This window comes from Rhodoferax sp. OV413 (assembly GCF_900104385.1).
Taxonomy (GTDB): Bacteria; Pseudomonadota; Gammaproteobacteria; order Burkholderiales; family Burkholderiaceae_C; genus Rhodoferax_B.
The window spans coordinates 807,981-830,418 of record NZ_FNJA01000001.1; the positions used below are offsets into that span (position 1 = coordinate 807,981).

Consider the following 22,438-nt stretch of genomic DNA (forward strand, 5'->3'; position numbering starts at 1 on the left):
CAACGCCGTACGTTGGCTGCCCCGGAACTACCGATCCTTCAAATGGAGACTTTCATGCAACGCAGACTTTTGAACCAACTGGCCCTTTTCAGCACCGGCATGCTGCTGGCCGGCCTGTGCCATGCGCAGTCCAACAAACCGATCTCGCTGGTCGTCGGCTACTCGGCGGGCGGCAGCTCCGACTATGTGGCGCGGGTGGTGGGCGCCGAGCTGTCCAAGCGACTGGGCCGCGCGGTGGTAGTGGAAAACGTCGCTGGCGCCAGTGGCATGCTGGCCGCACAGAAGGTGTTGAACGGGCCAGCAGACGGCAACCTCATCTACATGGGCGGCACCGACACCGTGCTGGTGCCCATGGTCAACACCCGGGTCAAGCTGGACTGGGAGAAAGACCTGGCGCCCATCGGCCGCATATCCACTGCCCCGCTGATTTTTGCGGTGCCCGCCAGTTCGCCCTACAACTCACTGGCCGATCTGGTCGCCGCGCTACGCAAAGGCGGCAAGGAGAGCTTTAACTACGCCACGCCGGGCATTGCCACCATGCAGCACATCTATGGCGAACTCATCAACGACCGGGCCAAGATTTCGATGCTGCACATTCCCTACCGGGGCGGCGCGCAAATCACCACCGACCTGGTCGGCGGCCAGGTGGACAGCGCGGTGCTGGTGCTGTCCACCGCCATGCCCTTCCTCAAGGAGGGAAAGATCAAGGCACTGTCGGTATCCGATGGCGCGCGGGTGGCGCAGCTACCGGCCGTCAAGCGCGTAGGCGAGGAAGAGGGCTTCACTGGCGTCTCGCTGCCAATCTGGCAGGGCTTGTTCTTGAAGGCAGGCACCCCGGCGGCCACCGTGGCAGCGTATGAAAAGGCGCTGCACGAGGCCACGGCCGAGCCCGAGGTCCGCAAAAAACTGGCCGACGCCGGCTTCACCGTGGCACCCGCCAGCGGGCAAGAATTGCACAGCTTCGTCAAACCCCAGGCCGTGCTGTACCGCGACATCATCAAGGGCGCCAAAATCACCATGGATTGACATACCCTGGCGGCAGCGCCCAGCCAGGCTTATCTGGTAGCCTCAGGCGGATGTCTGCACCGCCCCTGTCTGCCGCCCCCCTCGCCTCCACCCCTACCAGCATGCCCTCTGGCCTGGTGGTGCTGTTTCTGGCGCTGATGCTGGGCATCCAGCCCGTCACCACCGATCTGTATTTACCCGCCCTGCCCAGCCTGACCGAAGACTTCGGCGCGTCCATGGCCCAGGCGCAACTCACCTTGACCAGCCTGCTGCTGGCGTTTGGCGCCTCGCAGCTGGTCTGGGGGCCGCTGTCCGACCGCTTCGGGCGCCGCCCCATCTTGCTTTGCGGACTGGCGGTGTACACGCTGGCGGCAGTGGGCAGCGCACTGGCGCCATCGATGGCGCTGTTGGTGCTGTGGCGTACCCTGCAGGGCGCGGCCATGGGCGCGGTGGTGATGTGCGCTCGGGCGCTGGTGCGAGACCTGTACGCGCCAGAGGTTGGCGCCCGGGTGCTGTCCAAAGGCCTGTCGGGCCTGGCGGTGATTGCCTGCATCTGCGCGCCGCTGGGCGGCCTGCTGTCAGACACCTTCAACTGGCGGGCTGCGCTGGCGGCGTTGGGGGTGTTCAGCGCGGCCACCTTGGCCCTGGTGGCACTGCGCTTTGTGGAAACCACGCCGCGCAAGAACCCGCAGGCGCTGCAGCCCCGCGTGCTGCTGTCCACCTGGGTGATGATTCTGCGCAACCCCACGTTCTGGGCCTTCACGCTGCTGGCCACCGCGTCCTACGGCGTGCTGTTCACGGTGCTGGCTTCGTCGTCCTTCGTGTTCATCCAGGTGCTCGACCTGAGCAAGACGGCGTACGGCCTGGTGATGTTTTCCTTCAGCTTCGTCTACCTGCTGGGCACTTTTTTGTGCCGCCGCCTGCTGGCGCGCTTTGGCATACGCCGCACGGTGGCCCTGGCAGCCGGTGCGTCGCTGCTGGGCGGTAGCCTGGTCGGTGTATTCGGCCTGCTGGGCTGGCACACGCCGGCGGCCATCGTACTGCCGTTCTGGCTGGTGGCGCTGGCCCACGGCGTACACCAGCCCTGCAGCCAGAGCGGCGCGGTCGGCCCGTTTCCGCAGGCGGCCGGCGCGGCGTCGGCACTGAACGGTTTCAGCATGACCCTGGCGGCCTTTGGCATGGGCCGCTGGCTGGGCGGGCGCATGGATGGCACGGTACTGCCACTGAGCAACGGCGTCTGGTTCTGGAGCCTCTGCATCGCCATCGTCGGCTGGACCCTGGTGCAAAAGTACGGCGAGGTGCGCAGATGAGTGCCCTGCCCCGCTGCATTGCGATTGCCGGCCCCACAGCATCCGGCAAGACCGCCGCCGCCCTGGCGATTGCCCAACGCCACCCGGTGGAGATCATCAGCGTCGATTCGGCCCTGGTCTACCGCGGTATGGACATCGGCACGGCCAAGCCCACAGCCGCCGAGCTGGCCGCCGCGCCGCACCATCTGATCAACATCCGCGACCCGCTGCAGGCCTATAGCGCCGCCGAGTTCGTGGCCGATGCCGAGCGCCTGCTGGCCGAGATCCACGCACGCGGCCGGCTGCCGCTGCTGGTGGGCGGCACCATGCTGTACTTCAAGGCGCTGTTCGACGGCATCGACCCCATGCCCACCGCCGACCCGGCGGTGCGCGCGGTGCTGGAAGCCGAGGCCGCCGCCGTCGGCTGGCCGGCCATGCACGCCCAGCTAGCCCAGGTCGATCCGGTCACCGCGGCCCGGCTGCAGCCGCTGGACAGCCAGCGCATCCAGCGTGCGCTGGAGGTGTACCGGCTGTCGGGCCAACCCTTGTCCAGCTTCCACGCTACAAAAGACATAGCTGCTCGCGCAGACAGAATCAGCGCTACCACCCTTATTTCCTTGGAACCCGCAGACCGCGCCTGGCTGCACGCGCGCATCGCCCTGCGCTTCGAGCAGATGCTGGCGGCGGGCTTCTTGGACGAAGTGGTCACCCTGCGCGCCCGCGGAGACCTGTACCCGGACCTGCCCAGCATGCGCTGCGTGGGCTACCGCCAGGCCTGGGAGGCATTGGACGGAACCCTGCCCATGGCCGAGCTGTGTGAGCGCGGCATCTACGCCACCCGCCAGCTTGCCAAACGGCAAATCACCTGGCTGCGCTCCATGCCGCAGCGCCAGATCGTGGCCTGCGACGCACCCGATGCGCTGCAGCAGGTGCTGGCCCTGGTGGACGACATCGCATGAGCCTGGTCGTCGAAGCCCTGGGCAAACGCTATGGCGACAGTGCTGTGTTCAGCAATGTGTCGCTGCGCGTGGCGCCCGGCGAATTCGTGGCCATCGTCGGTGAATCGGGTGTGGGCAAGTCCACCCTGCTCAACTGCATGGCCGGGCTGGACGGCTGGGACAGCGGCAGCGTGCACATAGGCGGCACCGACCTGGGCACGCTGGACAACGACGCCCGCGCGCTGCTGCGGCGCAAGCAGGTGGGCTTTGTGTTCCAGGCCTTCCACGTGCTGCCGCATCTGGACGTGGCGCAGAACGTGGCCCTGCCGCTGATGCTGCTGGGCCAGCAGGATAATGCGCGGGTGCACAGCCTGCTCGCCGCCGTGGGCCTGGACGGCCTGGGCGCGCGCCTGCCGCAGCAGCTCAGCGGCGGCCAGCTGCAGCGCGTGGCCATCGCCCGCGCCCTGGTACACCGCCCGGCCCTGCTGCTGGCCGACGAGCCCACCGGCAACCTCGACCCGACCACCGCCGCCAAGGTGATGGACGCCTTGCTGGCCCAGACGCGGGCCCAGGGCGCGGCGCTAGTGCTGGTCACGCATTCGCAGGCGGCGGCCGCGCGGGCCGACCGCGTACTGCAGCTGCGGGCGGACGGCATCTTTGAATGATTCATGCCGCTGGCGCTTATATAGCCTGCGCCAGCAGCTACCAATTAGATAGCATGCAAGCATGCCTGCCCAACTTTCAGACAGAACGCATGCCGTCCAGAAACACCGCAGAACTGGCTTTGCCAGGCTGCTGGTGTTGCCCCCTGCAAGGGGGTTGGCGGAAAGTGCGCAGCACTGCAGCCTGGGGGTGAGCTAAAAGGTGGTTTCAGCGTTCAGGCTCTGCCGGGCGGGCAGAAAGACGCGGAAAATGGCGCCACCCTCGGCGTTGTTGTCGGCCTGGATGCTGCCGCCATGCGCGTCGATGATCTTCTTGCAGATCGCCAGGCCCAGGCCGGTGCCGCCCGAGCCGTCCTTGCTGCTGCTGGACTGCACAAAGGCTTCGAAGATCTTCTCCAGCTCGCCCGTAGGAATGCCCGTGCCCTGGTCGCGCACGCTGATGCAGATGCGCCGGTCCGCGGTGATGTGGCCTTGCACCATGATCTCGCCGCCGGCGGGCGAGACCTTGATGGCGTTGGCGGCGATATTGCGCACCACCTGCTGGAAGCGCACCGGGTCCACCTTGGCGATCAGCGGCTTACGGCCCAGCTCGCAAACCAGCTGGATGTGCTTGGCGTCGAGCAGCGGGCTCAGCTCGTGCAGCACGCTCTGCACCAGGCCGCGCAGGTCGGCCCGCTCCAGCGTGATGGCGCCGACCGAGCTTTCGATCTTGGCCACGTCCAGCAAGTCGTTCACCAGCGCCAGCATGCGTCCGCCCGAGGCATGGATGTCGGTAAACATGGACTGCAGCTTGGGCTGCTCCCGGCCGCGCAGCATGCCCAGCTCGGAAAATCCGAGTATGGATTGCAGCGGCGTGCGCAGCTCGTGGCTGATGTTGGCAATGAATTCGGACTTGGCGCGCGACGACTCTTCGGCGGCTGCACGCGCATCGTCGATGGCCCGCTCGGCGGCGCGGAACTCGCTCACGTCCATCATGCTGCTGAGCAAGCTGGCGCCGAACTCCTCGCCCGGCACCAGCACCTTGGTGACTACCACGTCGCGGCGCGAGCCGTCGCGGTGCTTGAGCTTGAGCTCGTAGCGCAGCGTGCCGCCGCTGCGCCACAGCTGGGCGTCGGCCTTGGCATGCTGCTCGGCATCGGCCTCGGACATGAAGGCCGCGCCGCGCTGGCCGATCACCTGCTCGCGCGGGATGCCCATGAAGTCTTCCCAGGCGCGGTTGACGCTGGTGTACTGGCCGCGCGAATTGATCGTGGCCACCGGCGCCGGGCTGATCTCCAGCAGCGAGGCAACGAAGGCCAGCTGGTGCTGCAGGGCTTGCTGGGCGGCAAAGCGCTCGGTCACGTCCACCGCGCTGCCGGCAAAGCCGACGATGCCGCCGTTGTCACCGGTATCGCGCAAGGGCACCACGGTCACGTCAAAGCGGTGCAGCGCACCGTCCACCGCCCGCAGATGCGCGGTCGCCATCCGCACGCCTGCACCGTTCTGCGGTGCAAACAAGTGGGCTACGGCATCAAAGTCGGCCGGTTCGACAAAGGCCGCCAGCGCCTGGCCCAGCGCCTGCTCCACCGGCTGGCCGCGCAAGGCCTCCCAGCGCTCGTTGACGAAGGTCATTGCGCCCTGTGGGTCGGTGCGGAAGATCAGCTCCTGCACGCTTTTCAGCAGCACCCGCAGCTCGCGCTCGCGGCGCACCAGATCAAGCCGGGCGGCGGCCAGCTTGGCATCGGCGGCTTCGCGGGCCAGCAGGCTGCGCCGCACCGATAGCGTGACAAACAGGATGAACACCACGGTACACGCAGCCGCCGCGGCAAACCAGCGCATCGACACAAACCAGCGCCACAGGCTGTCGGCATAGGGTTGCTCGACCAGCACCACCAGCGGCCGGGACTTGGACAGGCGGAACGCCACCACCTGGCGGGCCGGCGCCACCCCATCGCCCACGTAGCTCGCATGCTCGGTCTTGGGCAGGTAGCTTGTGAACACCGGGTGCGGCCCCACCCTGGCGCCGGGCGCCAGCGCGTCCGGGCCGCTGCTGGCCAGCACATTGCCCTGGTAGCCCAGCAGGTAGGCGGCGTTCTTGTCGTTGTTCAGGGTGAACAACTGGAAGTTCGAAAAGTAGTCGGGGTTCAGCAAGGCCACCAGGATGAAGTTCTGCCCGGCCCGGGAGCTGAACGCCCGCGTGAACGGAATAAAGCCCAGGCCGGCCATGGTCTTGCCGGGCGTGGCCTGTTCGACCAATGAGGCCAGGCTGCGCCCGGCCTGGAACGCGCCCAGCGCCTCCTGGCCGGGAGCCAAGTCCATGGGCAGCCGGCCTGGCGCAATCCGCAGGCCGATCTCGTTGGACGAAGAGCTGGACAGCACCAGGCCCGAGGCATCCAGCACACTGAGTTCGCGCACAAACGGCAAAGCCACCAGCGCCTGGGTCAGCATGGCATCGGAGCGCGCAAAGCCGCCCAGGATGTCGGCCCGCGCCAGGTCGGTGGACAGGTACTTCAAGGCCACCGACACCGTGCCCATGGAGCGGGTGACGTGGTCTTCCAGTACCCGGGCCTGCAGGTCGCCGCGCTCGCGGTCTTCGTCCAGCCGGACATCGTATTCATGCCAGCCCAGCAGGCTCAGCGCGCCCAGGGTTGCCAGCGTCAGCAGGATGCCGGTGGCCAGAGCCAGCCCGCTGGACACGCGGTTGTTCAGCACCTTGAAAGACGCAAGCTTGGGCATGGATCAGCAGGTGGCCGCAGCGCTCATTTGTGCACCACGATGGCCGACAGGCCATGGCGCTTGGCCGCGGTTTCCAGCCGGCCGTCGCGCTGCACGCGCTCTACAAAAGCATCGATCTTCTTCCACCAGGTATCATCGCCCTGCTTGACCGCATAGCCGTAGGGCAACACGCTGAAAGGCTTGGACGGCGAGATCAGCCGGGCCCAGTCGGCGTTGTCCAGCAGGCGCCGGCTGTACGGGTAGTCGGTCATGAACACGTCGATACGGCCGGCTTCCAGCTCGCTTTCGCGGCTGGCTGGCGGCTTGACCACCACCATCTGCGCGCGCTTCAGATGGGCCCGCATGATGGGCTCCATGAAGGTGCCAGCCTGCACCCCTACCAACACGCCCGGCTGGTCAATATCGGACCACTGCTGCACCACCCGGCTGCTCTTGGTGGCCATGCCGTAGATATCGCTTTGCAGGTAGGGGCGCGAGAAGCGCAGGTGCTGCATGCGCTGGGGCAGCATGCCGACGGCAAACATCGCCACATCGCAGCGCTCGTTGTTCAGGTCGTCTACCAGGGTGGGGAAGGACGAGTCGACGTACTGCAGCTTGAGCTTCAGGTCGCGTGCCAGCTCGGCCGACAGATCGATGTCCACACCTTCGAGCTGCTGGGTGTTCGGGTTGCGGTGGCTGACGCCGTAATAGTCGGGCCAGATGCAGACCCGCAGCGTGCCGCTGGATTGCGCGCGGTCGGCCACTTTGCCGGCCCAGGCCAGGCTGGCCACGCCGCAGAGGGCCACAACCGCCAGTCCGCGGATCAGATGCATACAGGTTCCTTCAATCGGCTTCTACCAGGTCATTGAATGTGGGATTGGTCTGGTTGACGCGATCGCGCACTGCGATCAGCCCATCCGCATGGGCCAAGAATACATCGACGATATGCGGATCGAAAGCAAAACCGCGCTGCAAGGCCAGCATGCTGAGTGCGACGTCGTCCGAAAACGCCGGGCGGTAGCAGCGGTCCATGGTCAGCGCATCAAAAAAGTCCACCACCGCCACGATACGGCCGGACAGCGGAATCGCCTCGCCACTGAGCTGGCTGGGGTAGCCCGAGCCGTCCCAGCGCTCGTGGTGCGACAAAGCCAGCTCGGCCGCCATCTGGAACAAGGGGATGCGCGAGCGGCCCAGCAGCTCTGCACCCATGATCGGATGCTGGTTCATGGTGACGCGCTCCTCGGGCGAAAACGAGCCCGGCTTTTTCAGCACGTCGTCAGGGATGCCGATCTTGCCGATGTCGTGCATGGGCGCGGCTTTGCGCAGCATGCGCGCAGCCTCCTTGGTCTGCCCCAGCAGCAGCGCCAGCGCCTCCGACAAGTAGCCCATGCGGATGATGTGCACGCCGGTGTCGTCGTCTTTCAGCTCGGCCGCCATCGCCAGCCGGAACAAGGCGTCGTGGTGGGCCCGGGCCACCTCTTCCAGCGCGTCGTTGCGTTCGCGGTACATGCGGCCGAAGTCGGCCACCAGGCGCTCCATCTGCTGGCTTGCGGCCTCGGAAAAGCTGTTCCCCCCGTCGGGGATCAGCGATTGCTGGCTATGGCGGGTCATGCTGGCTCCCATTGTTGTTCAACGACTTCCATCAGCTGCAAGGGGCTGAAGGGCTTGACCAGATAGGCATCGGAGCCGGCGCGCAAGCCAGCCTCCAGGTCTTCGCTGCGGCCGCGGGCGGTCAGCAGCAGCACACGAGGTGCGGTCGGCTGGGCCTTCAGCTGGCGGCATACCTCCAGGCCGTCGATGCAGCCCGGCATCATCACGTCCAGCAGCACCAGGTCGGGCTGCACCTCCTGCGCGATGCGCAGGCCGCTCTCGCCGTCGGCTGCTTCAAAAATGTCGTAGCTCTCGAACTCCAGGGTCATGCGGATCAGGCGGCGGATGTCGGCGTGGTCTTCCACAATCAGAATTTTCTTCATGAGACGTTCTTTGTACTAAAAATGATATTTAAATTGATAAATGTATCATATGTGATCGAATCATATTTTAGAAGTGATGCATTTAACGAAATCTGATGTATTCGCTAAAATAGCCCCATGGCCCACGACCCCACCCGGATATCCCCACCTCCCCCCGAAGACCACTACACCACCATCGAGGTCGCCCGCATGCTCGGCTTGGCCGTGCGTTCGGTGCAGCTCATGGTGGACCGGGGCGAGCTCGAAGCCTGGAAAACCCCGGGCGGCCACCGCCGTATATCGCGGCAATCGGTAGAGCGCTGGCGCAGCGGCGAACGCAGCGCAGCACCTGCGCCCGATGCGTCCGCCCCCGGCACTTCCGATGTGGCCAGCGCGATTACCCGCCACGGCCGCATGGCCGGCCCGGTCAAGCTGCTGCTGATCGAAGACTCGATGCACTTCCAGAACCTGGTCTCGCTGCTGGTGCGGCGCCAGTTCCCCACGGTGGAGCTGCAAACCGCCAGCGACGGCATCGCCGGGCTGATCATGGCCGGCCAGTTCCAGCCCGATGTGCTGATGGTCGACCTGCTGCTGCCGGGCATAGACGGCGCCACCTTGCTGGCCGGCCTGCGCGCCCACCCGCTGTTCGGCAAGCTGCAGGTGATCGTCATTACCTCGCTCAGCCCCGGTGAACTCGCGCCCTATACCTTTGCGCTGGACGGTGTGCCCGTGGTGCACAAACCCCAGTTGGTGACCGACCTGCCTCCGCTGCTGGCCCAGTGCCTGGAGCAGGTGGCGGGCAAAGGACTCTGAATGGCACAACCCCGCGTCCTGCTGGTCGAAGACGATGCCCTGCTGCGCCGCTTCGTCCGCATGGCCCTGGAAGAGCTGCCCATCGAGCTGCTGGAATGCGAGAGCGTGGCCGGGGCGCTGCAGATACTCGGCACCGCCCCGGTGCAGCTGATCCTGACCGACTTGATGCTGCCCGGCGCCTCCGGCGTAGACCTGCTGCAACAGCTGCAGCAATCGCCCTGCCTGCGGGGCCAGGCCAAGGTGGTGGTGCTCAGCGCCGGCCTGACGCAGGACACCCGGCAGCAGCTGGCCCCGCTGGGCGTGTGGCGGCTGCTGGAAAAGCCAGTGTCCGTCGGCCTGCTGGAGCAGTGCGTACAAGAAGCCGTGCAAGGCGACCCGCCGGCTCCAATCCCGCCCCAGCCCGCACCCGCCGACCTGGAGCGCACCAACGCCATCGACCAGTACTTTGCCGGCGATACCGAGTTGTTCCAGCTCTACCGTGGCAGTTGCTTGCTTCAATTGCCGCATGACATCGCCACCGGCGACCAGGCCGTGGAAGACGCCGACCTGCCGGCCCTGCGCCGGGTGGCGCACAGCCTGAAGACCGTGTTGCTGACCCTGGGCGCACCCCAGCTGTCGGCCCAGGCACGGGATCTGGAGCAGCTGTGCCACAGCGCCGCACCTGGCCCCGCCCACAGCGGTTGGCTGGTGCTGCGGGTTGCCCTGGCCCACTGGATAGATGTGCAAAAAACCGGCCTCTAGCGCATATCCTAGCTGCGCAACCAGCTATTAATTGAATAGCAAACAGCCGCGGCATGGGAATGCCTATGATCGCAGCCATGCAAGACCGCCGCGCGCTGCGCAACCCCAACCGCTCCGCCGTGCGCAGCCTGCTGGCCAGCTTCTCCTGGCAAGAGCTTGTCCACCACCCCTGGCGCAACGCGGCCGCCGTGGTGGCGGTGATGCTGGGGGTGGCGCTGGCGTTCTCTGTCCACCTGATCAATGCCTCGGCGCTCAGCGAATTCTCCAGTGCCGTCAGCGCCGCGGGCGGCCAGCCAGACCTGGAACTGCGCGCCACCCAAGGCCAGTTTGACGAAGCCATCTACACCCGCATCGCCGGCCACACGGATGTGGCGCTGGCCAGCCCGGTGCTGGAACTGTCCACCCTGGTCACCGGGCAGGACGGGCGCCGCCAGCTGCTCAAGGTGCTGGGCGTGGATGCGCTGGTGGTGGCCGCCGTCGCCCCCGGCCTGATGCCGGTGCCGGACAAAAACGCCGAACGCCTGGCCTTGCTGGCACCCGACACGCTATTCCTCAACCCCGCCGCCCAGCAGCTGCTGACCAGCCCCGTGCAGCTGCAAAACGGGTTGAGCTTGCGCGTGGCGGGCAGCGTAGGCGCCACCGGCCCGCCGCTGGCGGTGATGGACATAGGCGCGGCCCAGCAGGCCTTTGGCCGGCTCGGCCAGCTGTCGCGCATCGACCTGCGGCTGCGCAGCGGGGTGGACCGCGCGACTTTCATCCAGGCGCTGAGCCTGCCGCCAGGCATCACCGCCGCCGAGCCCGGCGACGCCGCGCAGCGCATCAGCAACCTGTCGCGCGCCTACCGCGTGAACCTGACCGTGCTGGCCCTGGTGGCGCTGTTCACCGGCGCGTTCCTGGTGTTCTCGGTGCTGTCGCTGAGCGTGGCCAAGCGGGCCCAGCAGTTTGCGCTGCTCGGCGTGCTGGGCCTGACCGGGCGCGAGCGGCTGCAGCTAGTGCTGTGGGAATCGCTGGTGCTGGGCAGCATTGGCAGCCTGGCCGGGATTGCGCTGGGCACGGGGCTGGCCGCCCTGGCGCTGCGCCTGCTGGGCGGCGACCTGGGCGGTGGCTACTTCGCCGGCGTGGCGCCGCGGCTGCAGTGGGACGGCCTGGCGGCCCTGGTGTACGGCGCGCTCGGCGTGGCCGCAGCGCTGGTCGGCGGCTGGTGGCCGGCGCGGGCCGCACAGCGCCTGCCGCCTGCCCAAACCCTGAAAGGCCTGGGCGCCGACCTGGGCCGCGGCCACCGCCATGGGCTGAGCCTGGCGCTGGTGCTGCTGGGTGTGTTGCTGGCGCTGGCGCCGCCGGTGTTCGGCATCCCGCTGGGTGCGTATCTGTCGGTGGCCTTGCTGCTGGTTGGCGGCATCACCGCCCTGCCCTGGCTGATCGCCGCGCTGTATGACCGGCTCGCGCCGCTGCTCGCGCACCGGCTGCTGCCCATGCTGGCGATTGAGCGTGCGCGCCGGGTGCGGCAAAGCGCGGCGGTGGCGGTCAGCGGTGTGGTCGCCTCGCTAAGCCTGGCGGTGGCGCTAACGGTGATGGTCGCCAGCTTCCGCGACTCCATGGTGCAGTGGCTGGACGTGGTGCTACCCGCCGACCTGTATGTGCGCACCGCCACGGCCAGCGCCGGCAACGACGCACAGACCTTGCCGCCCAGCCTGGTGCAGGCCGTGGCGCAGATTCCCGGCGTGCAGCGCGTGGCCACACAGCGCACACGCGCCCTGCTACTGGACCCGGGCAAGCCCAGCGTGACCCTGATCGCCCGGCAAATCGGCGACCCCGCGCGTAGCCTGCCGCTGGTGGGCGCCGCGCTGCCGGTGCCGCCCGGCCAGATTGGCATTTATGTGAGCGAGCCCATGGTCGACCTGTACGGCGCCCAACCTGGCACTACGTTCACTCCGCTTTTGAAGACTTTTGAGGCTCTACCGCAGGCAGCACCTGCACCACCAGCTACTTTTTTTGTAGCAGGCGTGTGGCGCGACTATGCACGGCAGTTTGGCGCCATCAGCCTGGAGCAGGCCGACTTTGTGCGCCTGACCGGCGACGCATCGGTGAACGACATGGCGCTGTGGCTGGGCGACGGCGCGCGCGAGGCCGATGTGCAGCAGGCCATCCGCGCCCTCAGCGATGCGCCGCTGGAGTTCTCGTCGGTCAGCCAGATCCGCGCCACGTCGCTGAAGATTTTTGACCGCAGCTTTGCCGTGACCTACTGGCTGCAGGCAGTGGCGATTGCCATTGGCTTGTTCGGCGTGGCCGCCAGCTTCAGCGCCCAGGTGCTGGCGCGACGCAAGGAATTCGGCCTGCTCGCGCACCTGGGGCTGACGCAGCGGCAGATCCTGGCGGTTGTGGCCGGTGAAGGCGCGGCTTGGACGCTGATCGGCTCGGTCGCCGGCCTGGCGCTGGGCCTGGCCGTGTCCATGGTGCTGGTGTTCGTGGTGAACCCGCAAAGCTTCCACTGGACCATGGACCTGCACCTGCCCTGGCCCCGCCTGCTGGCCCTGTGCGCCGCCGTGGTGCTGGCCGGCACGGTGACCGCCTGGTTGGCCGGCCGCGCAGCCGCCGGCCACGACGCCGTGCTGGCGGTGAAGGAGGACTGGTGATGCAGCGCCGCGAATGGTTGATGCTGGCCATGGCCAGCCTGGGTGGCCATGCCTGGGCCCTGCCGCCGATACACATGCAGTTCCCACGCGACCTGGGCAGCCACCCAGGCTTCGGCACCGAGTGGTGGTACATCACGGGCCGGGCAGTATCCGGTACCCGCGAGTTCGGTTTCCAGCTCACCTTCTTCCGCAGCCGCGTGGAAGCCACGCAGGCCATGGCCTCGCGCTTCGCCGCCAAGCAGCTGCTGTTCGCGCATGCGGCCATCACCGATGTGCAGGGTAAGAAACTCTGGCACGACCAGCGCATTGCCCGCGCCGGTTTCGGCATTGCCGAAGCCAGCGAAACCGACACCGCCGTACGCCTGCGCGACTGGTCGCTGGTCCGGACCGGAGAGCAATACATCGCCGAGCTGCCGGCGCAGGATTTCGGCCTGTATCTGCAGCTGGCACCGACACAGCCGCTGCTGCTACAGGGCAGCCAAGGCCTGTCGCGCAAAGGTCCGCAGCCCGACCAGGCCAGCTACTACGTGAGCCAGCCGCAACTGGCCGCCAGCGGCCACCTGCAGCTGCAAGGCCAGCGCTTCGAAATCAAGCCCAGCGGCAGCCGTGCCTGGCTGGACCACGAGTGGAGCAATGCCTACCTGGCGCCCGAAGCCGCCGGCTGGGACTGGCTGGGCATGAACCTGCAAGACGGCAGCGCCCTCACCGCCTTCCGCATCCGCCGCAAGGACGGCGGCACGCTATGGGACGGCGGCTCGTTCCGCACCGCGCAAGGCGCGCTGACCATCTTCCAGCCCGGCGAGCTGCGCTTCACGCCGGAGCGCGTCTGGACCAGCCCGGCGAACCAGGCGCGCTATCCGGTGGAATGGACGCTGGATACGCCGCTGGGCCGCTTCAACGTGCAGGCCGTAATCGACAACCAGGAACTGGACAGCCGGCAGTCCACGGGTGCCGTGTACTGGGAAGGCCTGAGCCGGCTGCTGGATGCGCAGGGGCGGCTGGTGGGGCATGGGTATCTGGAGATGACGGGGTATGCGGGGGCGTTGCGGATGTGAGGAACGCCTGCAACCCAGCTACAACGTCTGCAGAATTCACAGCTATTTTTAATGAAGCAAGCTATTCAAGTGAGGCGAGCCTGAACGGCATTTTTTACAGCTACAGTCACTGCGTTATACCGCACTGTTTGCGGTATGTGTAACGTTAGCCCCTGCGGGCAGATCTATGCGCCATTTCATGAAATCCGTCTCTGCAACACTGTTCGCGGTAGCGCTCTCGGGGTGCGCATCCATGACGACGGTGAAGGTATATGACGGGCCGGAACGAGACCAAAGTCAACTGGCGATCGTGCAGCTTGATCCCCATGTGCTGATTTCGCGCGTAGACAATATTTCGAAGCATCCCGACGGTGGAGCTAGGGTGTTAGCTCACTCGGCTGGAAAGCGACGTGAATCAATCGCCGTTCTTCCGGGGAGGCACGAGTTGTCCACTCGATTCTTTGTTCTGTGCCTTCAATCCGATGAAATTACCATTCCCTTTACCGCCGAACCCGGAGGCAGGTATAGACTCAAATCTGAGGTCGATACCGAGCTGAAAAAGTGGAGGCCGTCAATCGTTCCCTACTCCGGAGAGCCAGTCGAGGACAACTTTCCATGGCTCCAAGCGCTATGTCCGGTCAACGTCACAATCATTCGCCTGGGTCGGTAAAACGATAGGCTAATTGGTCAGCCAACACGGATCCGCGACAGCATGAGGAGGATTCGCCGCGAGTGTTACGGTCCGATTGCCTCCAACGTTAGGTATCACAACCACCATGTCGCTGTCCACTTCGATCTCTTTCAAGACTGAACGGTTCGACTACAAATCCGAATTACCCGAAGACATCAACGCCGGAAACCGCTTCTACGGCAGAGACGTTGCAGAGTTTATTGTGGAGCAACTAAACTCGAACGGGCTGAAAACTGACTACTTGGACGAAGACTGGGGCTGGCTTGTTTTCAGCTCAAAAGACCAGACACCAATCTTCCAAGTTGCTGTCTACAACTTGGCCGAGTACAAGGGCGCCACGGAACGCGGCATCCCTGAATGGGGACTTTGGATTCGAGCGTACGAGAGCCGTAAATTAATTGGAATCCTGCCGAAGAAGCGTGAGGTATCTGTTCCTCCCGAAGTACTCAGGGCGATCGAGTCTTCGGTTCGAGCGGCTGGCGCAGTGCCTATGCACTGGGAGGGCGGCCCCAATGACGCCTAACCCCTCGCTCAAGCGGAGCGCCAACGTTAAACCTCAGAAACCAACCTTCTCCCCCCCATGATCAAGTCTGTCGCTGGCGTCGCCATCCTCCCCAAGCACCGCCTTTCATGCCACTGTGGCACCGTCGTGCTCGAACTGGACTTGCCGGACGGCATCGTCAATCCGCGCCGGTGTGACTGCTCGATCTGCCGTAGGAAAGGCGCCATCGTCGCCTCGGTACCGCTTTCGGGCATTACCGTCATCCAAGGCGGCGAGTCGCTCAAGCTCTACCAGTTCAATACAAACGTCGCCAAGCATTACTTCTGTGCGAACTGTGGCATCTACACGCACCACCAGCGCAGGTCTTTCCCGGACCAGTACGGCTACAACGTCGGCTGCCTGGAAGGCGTGAATCCATTCGCGCTGGAGCCCGTACCGCTGAATGACGGTGTGAACCACCCTGCGGATCGCCAGGGCTGAAACTTGATCCCAGCCCCCCCGCCGCAGGAGGCGGACTCGGGGCTGAAGTGCCGCACCTTTATCTCAGCCGCCCCAGCAAAGCATCAAAGCGTGGCCCGTTCATCAGAATGCGCCCACGCTTGTCGGCCGCCACCTCGCGCACCTGCGCCAGGTTGACCGGAGCCCCTGCCTGGATGATGCCGACCATGGCCATCATCAGATGCGGCGGGCACATGTAGAAATACACGCCGGGCTGGTCGATGCGCACGCTGTAGTCCTGATCTTCTTCGCTGAGCCAGGGCTCCACGCCGTCGGGCAGGGCCAGCGAACGCACATAGTGCCCGCTGTTGACGGCCTTGAAGCGCACCGTGTCGCCCACGGCAACGGTCAGGTACTGCGGCGAAAACACCATGCTGCCCTCGGGGCCGCTGTTGAGCATCTGCACCGTGTGCTCGGCTGCAGTTGCCATGCCCGCGCTGCAGCACAGCCACGCGGCCACAAGCCATGTCTTCATGCGGCCTCCTGTTGCAGGGCTACGGCGTGCAGGCTGCGTTCGCGGATGGGGCGGATATGCGGATCGCCGAAGCGGTCGTGTCCGACATCGACCGCCACTCCGTACAAACGCTGCACCAGCTCGGCGGTGAGCACGTCTGCGGGTGTGCCGAAGGCCTGCAGCGTGCCGTGGGCCAGCACTACCAGGCGGTCGCCGTACTGGGCGGCGAGGTTGAGGTCGTGCAGCACGACGACGGTGATCCAGCCGTTCTTGCGGGTCTGGCGATGCAGCAGGTCCAGCAGCAGCACCTGGTGCTTCAGGTCCAGCGCGCTGACGGGTTCGTCCAGCAGCATGATGCGCGGCGCGCGCAGCAGCACCTGGGCAAACAGCACCATCTGGCGCTGGCCGCCGCTCAGGCTGTGGACAGCACGGTCGGCCAGTGCCACCAGGCCTACGGCGCGCAATGCCTCCAGGGCCTCCATCAGCGTGGCGTCGTCCACATGCATGCCCAGGTGGTCGAGCTTGCCCATCAGCACCACTTCGAGCACGCTCAGATCCAGGTCCAGCCCGGTGTCTTGCGGCATGTAGCCAAACTGCTTGCGCCACGGCCCCAGGTGGTGGCGCGGCATGGCCTGCCCGTTGAGGCGAATCTGGCCGGCGGCCGGCGGCAGCTCGCCAAACAGGGTGCGCAGCAAGCTGGTCTTGCCGGTGCCGTTGGGGCCGATCACCACGTTGATCTCGCCCGGCGCCAAGGCCACCGACAGATTGCGTGCCAGTACCTGGGGGCCGACCTTGACGTTCACATCGTCCAACTCAAGCATGGCGGCGCCGCTTTCCCAAGATCAGCCAGAAGAAAAACGGCACGCCAATGATGGCCGTCACGATGCCAATCGGAAACAGTGCTCCGGGCACGATGGTTTTGGAAAGCACCGACGCGGTGGACAGCAGCAGCGCCCCGCACAGCATGGACAGCGGGATGAAGAAGCGTTGGTCCTCGCCCACCAGCATGCGGGCGATATGCGGTGCCACCAGGCCAATGAAGCCGATCACACCAACGAAGCTGATGGCCGTGGAAGTCATCAGCGCCACCAGCACCAGGGTTTTTAAGCGCAGCCGCGTAACGTCCACCCCCAGGCTGCGGGCACGCACTTCGCCCAGGCGCAAGGCCGTCAGACGCCAGGCATCCTGGAACAGCAGCAGCGAGCACACGGCGGTCACCACGGCGGTGATGCCCAGGGTTTGCCAGGTGGTCTTGGTCAGGCTGCCGAACAGCCAGAACAGGATTTGCTGGTTCAGCTCAGGCGACGACAAAAACTGCAGCAAGGACAACAGCGACTGGAACAAAAACAGCAAGGCAATGCCCGCCAGAATCAGGGTTTGCGAACTGACGTGCTTCAGCAAGGCCAAGCCAAACAGCACACTGGCGGCCAGCATGCACATCACGAAGGCACCCAAGGGAATCGCCACCAGAGGCGGCAGACCAAAGCCGCCAAAGTACAAGCTCAGCGCAGCCCCCAGGCCGGCAGCGGCTGCCAGCCCCAGCGTAAAAGGGCTGGCCATGGGGTTGTCCAGCAGGGTTTGCATTTCACCGCCGCCAATCCCCAAAGCCGCGCCCACCACCAGGGCCATGAGGGCGATGGGCAAGCGCATGTCCAGCACGATGGCCTTGGTGGTGGCGTCCGCCGTCTCGCTGTGCAGCAGCGTGTTGACCACATCGGCCACGCCCAGCAAGGACGGGCCGGTGGCAATGTCCAGCACCAGGCTGACCGCCGCCAGCCCAGCAAAACCCAGCAGAACCAGCCAACGCCGGCTTTCACGGCGGCGCTGTCCGTCCAGTGCAGACCGCAGCGCTAAAACTTCGGCGTTCATTTGCTGTCCAGACCGAGCATGAACGTGCCTTCAGGTCGGATCGGCAGGTAGTTGCGGTAGAAACCCAGGTAGCTGGCTTGGGGGTCCAGGTCTTTGAACAGCGTGGGGTACAGAGACTTGGCCATGTACTGCAGCAAGGCCAGGTCCATGATGCTGCGCGTGGCGCCGTGGTACACGCCGTATACGCGCTTGTTCTTTACCGCAGGCAAATCGCTCCAACCACTGCGTTGGGTAAAGCCCGCTAGACGCTGTGCCGCACTCTTGGCATCGATGCCGAGGCCCATCTGCATCGCTGTGGGATTGAGCACGTTTTCATAGCCGGCAATCAAGATCACCTCGGGTTTGGAGGCCAGCAATTGCTCGGGGTTGATCGCGCCCCAGGTCTTGATGAAGGGTTCGGCTACGTTGTTCCCGCCCACTAAATCGGCCATGGCTCCCCACATGTTTTTGCCGTAGGTATAGCTGTATTCGGCGGGCCCTTTGTCGCCCAGCTCGATATAGATACGCGGTTGCGGCAGCTGGGCTTTGGCTATGCGTTGCTGGATCAAAGTGACGGCTTGCTGGTATTCGCTGGCAATGCGCTGGGCGCGTTGCGGCTCCCCGGTCAGCGCGCCCAAAATTTTGGTACTGGCCAGGTGGCGCTCCAAGGTTTGGGCGTTGTAGTCAATCACTACCACAGGGATACCGGCGTTCTCCAGCCGAGCCAGATCCGACCCCAGCGCCTTGTACTGCCAGTCGGCCAGCACCACCACATCGGGCTTGGTGGCCAACACCTTTTCGATCGAGAAAGTCTGGTCTTGCACATTGCCCACATCAGGCACTTGCTGCAGCATGGGCTTCTGCGCTACGTACTGGCTCCAGGCGGCCGGACGGGATTTGACAAACCAGCCACGCGACATACCCACCAGCCGCTCAAACGACGCATCGCCACCCACAGCAAAATAGTCTTCGATATAAAAGCCCAGCAGGATGCGCTTGGCGGGCAAGTCCAGCGTAACCTTGCGGTTAGCCACGTCTTGAATCGTCGCCACGGCCGCCTGGACGGCTGTGCCGCACAGGCCCAGCACCAGCGCCAATACGTTCAAACCCCATCGCATGCTTACTTGCCCCCCTGGCTGACCATGAAGGTGCCCGTCGGAATCACCGGCAGGTAGCGCTTGTAGAAGTCGAGGTAGTTTGTTTCGGGATTCAGGTCTTTGAATAGCGTGGGATACAGCGCCTTGGCCATGTACTGGACCATCACGTAATCAGAAATGGTACGTGAAGCTCCTTGGTAGATGCCGTACACGCGGTTGGTCTTGACTGCAGGCATTTCAGCCCAGCCATTGCGGCCGGTAAAGCCCGCCAGGCGCTGTGCGGCCTGCGCCTTGTCCACGCCCTGGCCCATCAGCATGGCCGCCTGGTTTTTTGTGGATTCGGTACCGGCAATCAGTACCACTTCGGGCCTGGAGGCCAATACCTGCTCGGGGTTCATAGGGCCCCACCATTCAACAAAGGGGGCCGCAATATTGTCACCGCCGGCTACCGCAGCCATGGCTCCCCACATGTTTTTGCCGTAGGTAAAGCTGTATTCAGTGGGCCCTTTATTCCCAAACTCGATATACACACGTGGCTTGGGTAGCTTGGCTTGAGCAATGCGCGACTGCACCTGGTCAATGGCATCCTTGTATTCGGCATTGATGCGCTCGGCGCGTGCGGTTTCGCCAGTCAGCTGGCCCAGCACCTTGGTACTGGCCAGGTGGCGTTCAAGCGTCTGGGCGTTGTAGTCCACCACCACCACGGGGATCTTGGCGGCTTCCAGTCGCTTGATGTCGGAGCCCATGCCCTTGTACTGCCAGTCGGCCAACACCACCACATCGGGCTTGAGGGCCAGAGCTTTTTCGACCGAGAACGTCTGCGCCTCGACTTCACCCACATCGGGAATATCCTTCAACGACGGACGGTGCGCCACATGCAAGGCCCAGTTGGCAGCCCGCCAGCCGGCCCAGGCTTCGCGCGAAATTCCGACCACCTTGTCAAAAGCCTTCTCCCCGCCTACCGCCATGTAGTCTTCAAAGTAGAAGCCAAGCAGTACCCGCTTGGCAGGTGCCTCGACCTCGACTGTGCGACCCAGCACATCCTGGATGCTGGTGGGTGCGGCCTGGGCGGCCACGCAGGCCATGCCCATGGCAAAGGTGGAGAAGGATGCGGCGAGGCTTCGGCGGTACAACATGTCAGAGGCGCTTTCCTGGTTTAAACACAAATGACAATTATTATCATTCACAACACCAGCAAAACGCCTCGTCGCATGTTTTCTTTCTTTACCTACCCTGCATCGCTTAGAAGCGGTAGGTAGCACTGAGCACCGCGGTGCGGCGCGCGCCGTACCAGCAATCGCCGCGCGACATGCAGATGGTGTTGTAGACCTTGTCGGTGAGGTTGTTCACGTTCAAAGCATAACGCCAGTGCTGCTGGTCCCAGGACAACATCGCATCCACCAGCGTAATGGCCGGCGTGGTGGGCGCGGCGCCGTCGCGGAAGGCGCTCAGGTAGCGAACGCCTGCACCCATCGCCAGCCCTTCGATGCCAGCGAGCGTAAAGCGGTACTTGCCCCAGGCCTTGGCCTGGTTGCGCGAAGTCTGGGTCAGCTGCTTGTCCACATCGGTGTAGGTGTAGCTGGCCATGGCGTCCACATCGCGGGTGACGGCAGCCTTCCACTCCAGTTCCAGGCCCTTGTTCTGGGTGCTGCCCACCTGGATGGTGTTGTCGGCCCGGGTTGGGTCGACCGTGGACTGGTTCTTCTCCTTCAGCTGGTAGACCGATGCGGTGAACTGCGTGCTGCTGTTGGCCGGCATGTATTTCACCCCGGCTTCGATCTGCTCGCCGCGCAGCGGTTTGAAGCGGGCACCGTAGACATTGGTGCCAGCCACCGGTGTGAACGACTCGCTGTAGCTCAGGTACGGTGACCAGCCATTGGGCAGCAGGTACATCAGCCCCAGGCGCTTGGTGGTGGCCTGGCTGCGCTCATCCACCGTGCCTTGCACGCTATTGGTTACGCGGTCATGGCGCAGGCCCGCCACCACGATCCAGTCTTGCGCGATCTTCATCTGGTCCTGCAGATAGATGCCGGCCTGGCGCTGGCTGGAGTGCACGCTGTCGCCCAACTCAATAGGTGCGGCGAGCCCATAGACCGGCGCATAGGCGTCGATGGTGTCGTAATTGCTACCCGAGCGCTTGTCGTTGCGGTAGCGGGTCAGGTCCAGCCCGGTCAGCAGGGTGTGCTGTACCACGCCGGTCTGCAGATGGCCTTCCAGGTGCTGGTCGATGGTGGCGATGTGCACCTTGGTTTGCGTATGGTCGCCGTAGCGCCCGATGACGCGCTGGTTCACCGGGTCGTCATACCAGCCACCAGGCAGACTGAAGGAGTTCGCATAGTGGGTCAGGTAGTCCACCTTGTTCTCTGCATAGCGGAAGTTCTGCCGCAGCTTCCACTGGTCGTTGAACTGGTGCTCGAACAGGTAGCCCAGGGTATTGCGGTCGGTATCGTAGAGGTCGCCCGGCTCGCCAATGAAGCGGCTGGTGGGAATCTGCCCATTCGGGTTGGCGGTCAGCATGCCGGCCCAGGGCAGGAACTGCGAGGTCGATCCGGTGCGGTCGTGCTGCGACAGGCCTTGCAAGGTGAGCGAGGTGACGGCATTCGGTTTCCAGGTCAGGCTGGGCGCCAGCAGCGTGCGGTCGTCTCCCACGTAGTCCACCTGCGTATCGGACCGGCGCGCCACAGCCACCAGGCGGTAGAGCCATTCGCCATCGGCTGTCAGCGGGCCGGTGACGTCGGCCTGCAGCTGCTTGCGGCCGTAGTTGCCCAGCTGCACGCCCACTTCGCCCTGGAATTCCGCCTGCGGCCGCTTGCTGACCAGGTTCAGCACCCCAGCTGTGCTGCCTTGGCCGTACAGCATGGCCGCCGGGCCGCGCAGCACTTCGATGCGCTCCATGGTGTACGGGTCGGGCCGCGCGGTGGATGTGTAGTAATCGTTGGTCTGGCGCAGGCCGTCGATATAGGTCTCGGCGGTACTGCCGCGGATGTGGGCATCGTCGCTGCGCGAGTCCAACCCGTAGAGGTCTGCACGCACCCCTGCGGCGTACAGCAGCGCTTCTTGCAATGTGTTCGCCCCCTGGTCGACCATCTGGTCGCGCGTCACCACGGTGATGGACTGCGGGGTCTCAGACAGCGGGGTATCGGTCTTGGTGGCGGTGCTGCTGCGTTTGGCGACATAGCCCAGCACCGGGCTGAAGGCGGTTTCCACATCGGCTGTGGCCGTCACAGTGACCGCTGAGAGCGTGGCTTCGGGTTTGGCCGGGGCCGCCTTGACCACCACGGCATTGCCCTCGGACACCGCCACCAGGCCGCTGTCGGCCAACAGGCGATCCAGCGCTTGTTTGGCGCTCAGGCTGCCCGCCACCGCAGGCGCCTGCTTGCCCGCAACCAGTGCGGGCTGGACGATGATTTGCATACGGGTTTGCAAGGCCCAGTCGTTCAGCGCCTGGCCGAGCGGCTTGGCCTCGATGCGGATCTCCAGTGCCCCTTGGCTGGATTGGGTATGACCAGGTAGGGAGCAAAAACCCAGAGCTAGGGCCAGAGCCAGCGGTGCCGGCTTCAAAGGGGTACGAAACATAAAACATCCTT

Annotated in this window: 20 protein-coding genes; 10 read left to right on the plus strand and 10 right to left on the minus strand. The window is 65.0% G+C overall.

Going from position 1 to position 22,438, the window contains the following annotated elements; genetic code table 11:
- Positions 1-54: 54 nt before the first annotated feature.
- The 4 genes from BLT66_RS03725 to BLT66_RS03740 are packed head-to-tail and all read left to right on the plus strand — an operon-like array spanning position 55 to position 3,897.
- Positions 55-1,026 (plus strand): Bug family tripartite tricarboxylate transporter substrate binding protein, encoded by a 972-nt coding sequence (locus BLT66_RS03725; RefSeq protein ID WP_092755835.1) that lies wholly within the window; start codon positions 55-57, stop codon positions 1,024-1,026.
- Between the two features lie 50 nt (positions 1,027-1,076).
- Entirely contained in the window at positions 1,077-2,315 is a 1,239-nt protein-coding gene (locus BLT66_RS03730) for a multidrug effflux MFS transporter (protein WP_092755837.1), read from the plus strand.
- The gene (miaA, locus tag BLT66_RS03735) at positions 2,312-3,253 is read left to right on the plus strand and encodes a tRNA (adenosine(37)-N6)-dimethylallyltransferase MiaA (RefSeq protein ID WP_092755839.1); all 942 of its coding nucleotides are present in this window, start codon (positions 2,312-2,314) and stop codon (positions 3,251-3,253) included. Before BLT66_RS03730 ends, miaA begins: the two co-directional genes overlap by 4 nt.
- A complete protein-coding gene (locus BLT66_RS03740; protein WP_092755841.1) occupies positions 3,250-3,897 on the plus strand; it encodes an ABC transporter ATP-binding protein in 648 nt (215 codons plus the stop codon). Before miaA ends, BLT66_RS03740 begins: the two co-directional genes overlap by 4 nt.
- Before the next feature lie 192 nt (positions 3,898-4,089).
- Here the strand turns inward: BLT66_RS03740 and BLT66_RS03745 are convergent, their stop codons facing one another.
- From BLT66_RS03745 to BLT66_RS03760, 4 genes are read right to left on the minus strand one after another with little or no spacing between them, the layout of a single operon-like run.
- The gene (locus tag BLT66_RS03745; protein ID WP_092755843.1) at positions 4,090-6,609 is read right to left on the minus strand and encodes a sensor histidine kinase; all 2,520 of its coding nucleotides are present in this window, start codon (positions 6,607-6,609) and stop codon (positions 4,090-4,092) included.
- Between the two features lie 23 nt (positions 6,610-6,632).
- Entirely contained in the window at positions 6,633-7,421 is a 789-nt protein-coding gene (locus BLT66_RS03750) for an ABC transporter substrate-binding protein (RefSeq protein ID WP_092755845.1), read from the minus strand.
- Between the two features lie 10 nt (positions 7,422-7,431).
- Complete coding sequence (locus tag BLT66_RS03755) at positions 7,432-8,199, minus strand: HD-GYP domain-containing protein (protein ID WP_255406749.1); 768 nt, start codon at positions 8,197-8,199, stop codon at positions 7,432-7,434.
- On the minus strand, positions 8,196-8,561 hold the full coding sequence (locus BLT66_RS03760) for a response regulator transcription factor (RefSeq protein WP_092755847.1): 366 nt from the start codon (positions 8,559-8,561) through the stop codon (positions 8,196-8,198). The genes BLT66_RS03755 and BLT66_RS03760 overlap by 4 nt, the downstream gene beginning before the upstream one ends.
- A 117-nt stretch (positions 8,562-8,678) precedes the next feature.
- On the opposite strand from BLT66_RS03760, the gene BLT66_RS03765 reads away from it, so the two are divergent.
- From BLT66_RS03765 to BLT66_RS03790, 6 genes are all read left to right on the plus strand, one after another.
- Positions 8,679-9,353 (plus strand): helix-turn-helix domain-containing protein, encoded by a 675-nt coding sequence (locus tag BLT66_RS03765; RefSeq protein WP_092755849.1) that lies wholly within the window; start codon positions 8,679-8,681, stop codon positions 9,351-9,353.
- Positions 9,354-10,094 (plus strand): Hpt domain-containing response regulator, encoded by a 741-nt coding sequence (locus tag BLT66_RS03770; protein ID WP_092755851.1) that lies wholly within the window; start codon positions 9,354-9,356, stop codon positions 10,092-10,094.
- Positions 10,095-10,171: 77 nt separating this feature from the next.
- Positions 10,172-12,727: an FtsX-like permease family protein gene (locus BLT66_RS03775; RefSeq protein ID WP_092756999.1), complete on the plus strand. Its 2,556-nt coding sequence runs from the start codon at positions 10,172-10,174 to the stop codon at positions 12,725-12,727.
- Entirely contained in the window at positions 12,727-13,782 is a 1,056-nt protein-coding gene (locus BLT66_RS03780; protein ID WP_255406751.1) for a lipocalin-like domain-containing protein, read from the plus strand. The genes BLT66_RS03775 and BLT66_RS03780 overlap by 1 nt, the downstream gene beginning before the upstream one ends.
- Before the next feature lie 755 nt (positions 13,783-14,537).
- Positions 14,538-14,975, plus strand: coding sequence for a hypothetical protein (locus tag BLT66_RS03785; protein ID WP_092755853.1), 438 nt, complete (start codon positions 14,538-14,540; stop codon positions 14,973-14,975).
- Positions 14,976-15,032: 57 nt separating this feature from the next.
- Entirely contained in the window at positions 15,033-15,434 is a 402-nt protein-coding gene (locus tag BLT66_RS03790; RefSeq protein WP_092755855.1) for a GFA family protein, read from the plus strand.
- Between the two features lie 58 nt (positions 15,435-15,492).
- Here BLT66_RS03790 and BLT66_RS03795 read toward each other — a convergent pair whose 3' ends face one another.
- The 6 genes from BLT66_RS03795 to BLT66_RS03820 all read right to left on the minus strand — a co-directional run bounded on the left by BLT66_RS03795 (position 15,493) and on the right by BLT66_RS03820 (position 22,427).
- A complete protein-coding gene (locus BLT66_RS03795; RefSeq protein WP_092755857.1) occupies positions 15,493-15,927 on the minus strand; it encodes a plastocyanin/azurin family copper-binding protein in 435 nt (144 codons plus the stop codon).
- Positions 15,924-16,727 (minus strand): ABC transporter ATP-binding protein, encoded by an 804-nt coding sequence (locus tag BLT66_RS03800; RefSeq protein ID WP_092755859.1) that lies wholly within the window; start codon positions 16,725-16,727, stop codon positions 15,924-15,926. Before BLT66_RS03800 ends, BLT66_RS03795 begins: the two co-directional genes overlap by 4 nt.
- A complete protein-coding gene (locus BLT66_RS03805; protein ID WP_092755861.1) occupies positions 16,720-17,775 on the minus strand; it encodes a FecCD family ABC transporter permease in 1,056 nt (351 codons plus the stop codon). Before BLT66_RS03805 ends, BLT66_RS03800 begins: the two co-directional genes overlap by 8 nt.
- On the minus strand, positions 17,772-18,872 hold the full coding sequence (locus tag BLT66_RS03810) for an ABC transporter substrate-binding protein (RefSeq protein ID WP_092755863.1): 1,101 nt from the start codon (positions 18,870-18,872) through the stop codon (positions 17,772-17,774). The genes BLT66_RS03805 and BLT66_RS03810 overlap by 4 nt, the downstream gene beginning before the upstream one ends.
- A 2-nt stretch (positions 18,873-18,874) precedes the next feature.
- The gene (locus tag BLT66_RS03815; RefSeq protein ID WP_092755865.1) at positions 18,875-19,987 is read right to left on the minus strand and encodes an ABC transporter substrate-binding protein; all 1,113 of its coding nucleotides are present in this window, start codon (positions 19,985-19,987) and stop codon (positions 18,875-18,877) included.
- A 106-nt stretch (positions 19,988-20,093) separates the two neighbouring features.
- Positions 20,094-22,427: a TonB-dependent siderophore receptor gene (locus tag BLT66_RS03820; RefSeq protein WP_092755867.1), complete on the minus strand. Its 2,334-nt coding sequence runs from the start codon at positions 22,425-22,427 to the stop codon at positions 20,094-20,096.
- Positions 22,428-22,438: the final 11 nt, after the last annotated feature.

Bases quoted from the DNA above. Each gene is read 5' to 3' on its own strand.
- BLT66_RS03725 (WP_092755835.1), top strand. From the start codon at position 55: ATGCAACGCAGACTTTTGAACCAACTGGCCCTTTTCAGCACCGGCATG.
- BLT66_RS03730 (WP_092755837.1), top strand. From the start codon at position 1,077: ATGTCTGCACCGCCCCTGTCTGCCGCCCCCCTCGCCTCCACCCCTACC.
- miaA (WP_092755839.1), top strand. From the start codon at position 2,312: ATGAGTGCCCTGCCCCGCTGCATTGCGATTGCCGGCCCCACAGCATCC.
- BLT66_RS03740 (WP_092755841.1), top strand. From the start codon at position 3,250: ATGAGCCTGGTCGTCGAAGCCCTGGGCAAACGCTATGGCGACAGTGCT.
- BLT66_RS03745 (WP_092755843.1), bottom strand. From the start codon at position 6,609: ATGCCCAAGCTTGCGTCTTTCAAGGTGCTGAACAACCGCGTGTCCAGC.
- BLT66_RS03750 (WP_092755845.1), bottom strand. From the start codon at position 7,421: ATGCATCTGATCCGCGGACTGGCGGTTGTGGCCCTCTGCGGCGTGGCC.
- BLT66_RS03755 (WP_255406749.1), bottom strand. From the start codon at position 8,199: ATGACCCGCCATAGCCAGCAATCGCTGATCCCCGACGGGGGGAACAGC.
- BLT66_RS03760 (WP_092755847.1), bottom strand. From the start codon at position 8,561: ATGAAGAAAATTCTGATTGTGGAAGACCACGCCGACATCCGCCGCCTG.
- BLT66_RS03765 (WP_092755849.1), top strand. From the start codon at position 8,679: ATGGCCCACGACCCCACCCGGATATCCCCACCTCCCCCCGAAGACCAC.
- BLT66_RS03770 (WP_092755851.1), top strand. From the start codon at position 9,354: ATGGCACAACCCCGCGTCCTGCTGGTCGAAGACGATGCCCTGCTGCGC.
- BLT66_RS03775 (WP_092756999.1), top strand. From the start codon at position 10,172: ATGCAAGACCGCCGCGCGCTGCGCAACCCCAACCGCTCCGCCGTGCGC.
- BLT66_RS03780 (WP_255406751.1), top strand. From the start codon at position 12,727: ATGCAGCGCCGCGAATGGTTGATGCTGGCCATGGCCAGCCTGGGTGGC.
- BLT66_RS03785 (WP_092755853.1), top strand. From the start codon at position 14,538: ATGTCGCTGTCCACTTCGATCTCTTTCAAGACTGAACGGTTCGACTAC.
- BLT66_RS03790 (WP_092755855.1), top strand. From the start codon at position 15,033: ATGATCAAGTCTGTCGCTGGCGTCGCCATCCTCCCCAAGCACCGCCTT.
- BLT66_RS03795 (WP_092755857.1), bottom strand. From the start codon at position 15,927: ATGAAGACATGGCTTGTGGCCGCGTGGCTGTGCTGCAGCGCGGGCATG.
- BLT66_RS03800 (WP_092755859.1), bottom strand. From the start codon at position 16,727: ATGCTTGAGTTGGACGATGTGAACGTCAAGGTCGGCCCCCAGGTACTG.
- BLT66_RS03805 (WP_092755861.1), bottom strand. From the start codon at position 17,775: ATGAACGCCGAAGTTTTAGCGCTGCGGTCTGCACTGGACGGACAGCGC.
- BLT66_RS03810 (WP_092755863.1), bottom strand. From the start codon at position 18,872: ATGCGATGGGGTTTGAACGTATTGGCGCTGGTGCTGGGCCTGTGCGGC.
- BLT66_RS03815 (WP_092755865.1), bottom strand. From the start codon at position 19,987: ATGTTGTACCGCCGAAGCCTCGCCGCATCCTTCTCCACCTTTGCCATG.
- BLT66_RS03820 (WP_092755867.1), bottom strand. From the start codon at position 22,427: ATGTTTCGTACCCCTTTGAAGCCGGCACCGCTGGCTCTGGCCCTAGCT.